Consider the following 3188-nt stretch of genomic DNA (forward strand, 5'->3'; position numbering starts at 1 on the left):
TTCCGATGTATTCGTGGTAAGTAAATCGCCCCAGCAATTTGTGTGCATGGTAGCAGTTTTCGCCCGCACCCTTGCGCAAGTAAAAAGGAGCAATCTTGTTCAGCGCAAAGAACCTGGCCATGCCATCGCTATGGTCAAAATGCGCATGGCTCAAAACGCCCATGTCAATCTTTGAAAGATCCACTCCCATCACGCCTGCATTTTTGGCGAACAAGTGCGACGCCCCCGTATCGAGCAGGTAGCGCTTGCCCTCGAATTCCACATATACCGACAGGCCCCATTCGCCAAAGAGCTTGCGGGAGCCACAGCAACTAGCGATGTTATCGATAAGGACTTGAATCTTCATATTGCAAAAGCCGGATTATTCACAGTCGAGGCAAGTCCATTCAATGACGCCATCGCAGCCGTCTTTAGTGCCGGAAAGGCGTTCGCAGGTATAGCTTTCGATGTCGATCAGGAACCCGAGTTCGCCCGCGTTCTTGGTGCAGCACCCGTCGCAATCGCTATCGGCACACTTGTCGTAAACCACGGCATCGATCGTGTAGCCACCCTTGCGGAGTCTAAAGGTTTTTAATTTATATGTATTCCAATCTTTTTCGTGAATGGCGATAATGTTATGTTCACTGACCCATTCTTCGGTCTGCTGGTCTTCGAGGCCCGCAAACCAGCCCGCCCAAGTGCAGCCATTATAGTCTTCACATTCTTCGCTGCCGGGTTCCGGCCAAGAAGTATACCATGTAAGGGCTGCCCTATTCCATACGGTGTCAGCCGAAGATTCGCTAGATTCGATTTCGGCACTTGATTCTGGCGCAGATTCAGAACTACTTGATTCCTGAACAACTTCGGAACTACTAGATGCAACATCGGAAATACTGGACTCTTGGGCAGAAGAGCTTTCCGGTGCTGGCGAACTAGAATTATCGTCACTGCATGCGGCGAGCAAAGCAAGCGCAAGAATTGCACTTCCTAAATAAAATTTCATTGAGCCTCCTTTTTGCCCAAGCGCTCTTTAAAGTAGTTTTCCGTCGCTAAAAGCGTTACCGACGCGGCGTTCCATCACGTAGTAGCCATGGCCTGCAGAATCGTAGCACACCGGCGCGAGCTTTTCAACTGAGAGCTTGCCGGATTCATCGAGTACGGAATCGTCGACAGACACATTCACGATTTCCCCGAGCAAAAGTTCCGAATCTTCGTTGTAGCTTACGAACTTGCATTCCAATGCGAGCGGAAGTTCCGCAATCAGCGGGGCATCCACATGAGCGCTCTTGACAGAGGTCAGGCCCGAATGAGCAAACTTGTCGGCCACCTTGTTGCCCGAAGTAACGCCCAGGTAATCAATCGCCTTGATGTTCTTTGCCGTGGCCATGCTTACTGTAAAGGCCTTGCGGGCCAAAATATTCGGCATGGTCTTATGACTATGCGCCACGTAAATAGCCACCTGGTTTGTATCGCTAATGGAGCCCCATGCGGCCACCATCGCATTCGTAGAACCGTCTTCGTTGTAGGTTGCAATCACCAAGGTAGGTTGCGGATACAAGTAAGCTTTAACACCGAGATCTTTACGCATTGTTTACTCCTTTAATATTGCTAGACAATATACAAAAAGCAATTAATGAAAATCAACGACCTTCGCGCAGGCGGAACGCCACGCAGGCAATATCAACGACACGCGGGAGGCTCATTTCGCGGCTCATGCCCTGCGACAGATTGCGGAAGCCCACGTTCTGGATTTTTTCGTAAAGTTTCCGGATGGTCGCAGCCACAGAATCACCGGCGGCAGAGGCATCGGACGATTCCGAATTGCTGGCGGCGTTCTGCAACAGATTCAAAAGCACAAAGCCCGCCCCCAGGCGCTGCTGCTTGTCGACAAGCGTGTTGAGGCGAGAGGTGTCGGACACCAGGAACCCGATTTGCAACAAAGTATCGCCTGAGAGTTTTACCTTGACCTGGCGCTCGATCGCTGAGGTGGGGCGCACAGATTTTTGCAAAGGTTGCATATAGGCTACAAACGGGCGCGCGTTTGAGGCCGCGGCTATGGATTGTTGTGATTTCGGCGACTCCGAAGACTTTGCACATTCGGCCTTGTAGTTTGCCATGACCACGATGTTGTCGGCAAGGTCGAGGTAGTCGCCGCAGGCACCTGCCACCAGAATAAAGCTGTAACCCTGTGCCGAAATTTCACGGATGCGGTCCGTCAGTGGAATCAGCGGTTCGCGGTCATCGCCTAGGAGCTTGCGCACGCGCACATCGCGAATCAAGAAGTTCACCGCCGAGGAATCTTCGTCGATCAAGAAAGTGCTAGCCCCCGCTTCCATAGCCTCGAGCAAGTTCGCGGCTTCGCTTGTTGAGCCCGACGCCGAAAGCGTATTGAAATTCTTGGTCGAAACGCCGCCAGGCAAGTCGCGCACGAACTGCGACAAGTCTGTGCCGCGCACGCTGCGGCCGTCTTCGACGCCCACGCGGAGTGCAGATTCATCAATCACGATTCCTTCGCGGCCATCACCCGGAATATGCGGGTAGACCGCGCGGGTCAAGGCCTGCGGTCGGCTCGTAAAAAATAAGCAGGGCAGGATCGTTTATCATAGCACAGGCTACCGCAAGGCGCTGTCTCATACCACCCGAATATGCACCGACCTTTTTATCAGCGTCATTTGACAGATTTACAAAGCTGAGCAGCTCTTTTATTCTGTTATCATCCTTGATATTTTTCAGTGCCGCCATATATTTCATCATCTGATAAGCCGTAAAGTTGGGATAAAACTGGGGGTACTGGGGCATATATCCGATTTTAGAAAGATACTTTCTGCCCATTGAGAGAATGTTTTCATCATCGAAATAAACCTGTCCGTCGCTTGCTCCAAGCAGCTTTGTGATAATGTTTATAAGGGTGGTTTTACCTGCACCGTTCGGGCCTAATATACCGTGGATGCCGTTTTCAAAGGTGGCGGTAAAGCTGTCCAAAGCCTTATGCTTGCCATAAAATTTTGTTACGTTTTCAATTCTTAATTGTGACATAAAATCACGTCCTTTCTTATCTGTTTTATGGTTATGCTACAGTCAAACTGTATAAATATAGATGTTATAACCAAGTGCAACAAGTATTATCTGAATACAATATTGCACTTTATGAGAATTTATGTTATAAGCACCTTGATTAGCGAAAATATTACGTTCTTTCGGATTTTTCT

5 protein-coding genes are annotated in these 3188 nt (G+C 49.8%); all 5 read right to left on the bottom strand.

Going from position 1 to position 3188, the window contains the following annotated elements; all coding sequences use genetic code 11:
• Positions 1–346: MBL fold metallo-hydrolase (locus Q0628_RS09385; protein WP_298770405.1), on the bottom strand; the 346-nt coding region annotated here is incomplete at its 3' end.
• Between the two features lie 15 nt (positions 347–361).
• Positions 362–982, bottom strand: a complete 621-nt coding sequence (locus Q0628_RS09390; RefSeq protein ID WP_249269021.1) for a hypothetical protein — start codon at positions 980–982, stop codon at positions 362–364.
• A 27-nt stretch (positions 983–1009) separates the two neighbouring features.
• The gene (locus Q0628_RS09395; RefSeq protein WP_283430153.1) at positions 1010–1567 is read right to left on the bottom strand and encodes a flavin reductase family protein; all 558 of its coding nucleotides are present in this window, start codon (positions 1565–1567) and stop codon (positions 1010–1012) included.
• Positions 1568–1619: 52 nt separating this feature from the next.
• Entirely contained in the window at positions 1620–2534 is a 915-nt protein-coding gene (locus Q0628_RS09400) for a P-loop domain-containing protein (RefSeq protein ID WP_298770416.1), read from the bottom strand.
• Positions 2500–3015: an ATP-binding cassette domain-containing protein gene (locus Q0628_RS09405; protein WP_298770418.1), complete on the bottom strand. Its 516-nt coding sequence runs from the start codon at positions 3013–3015 to the stop codon at positions 2500–2502. The genes Q0628_RS09400 and Q0628_RS09405 overlap by 35 nt, the downstream gene beginning before the upstream one ends.
• Positions 3016–3188 lie beyond the last annotated feature (173 nt).

It is taken from the genome of uncultured Fibrobacter sp. (genome assembly GCF_937877005.1).
GTDB lineage: Bacteria > Fibrobacterota > Fibrobacteria > Fibrobacterales > Fibrobacteraceae > Fibrobacter.

Coding starts and splice junctions, on each gene's coding strand:
- Q0628_RS09390 (WP_249269021.1), bottom strand. CDS start 982: ATGAAATTTTATTTAGGAAGTGCAATTCTTGCGCTTGCTTTGCTCGCC.
- Q0628_RS09395 (WP_283430153.1), bottom strand. CDS start 1,567: ATGCGTAAAGATCTCGGTGTTAAAGCTTACTTGTATCCGCAACCTACC.
- Q0628_RS09405 (WP_298770418.1), bottom strand. CDS start 3,015: ATGTCACAATTAAGAATTGAAAACGTAACAAAATTTTATGGCAAGCAT.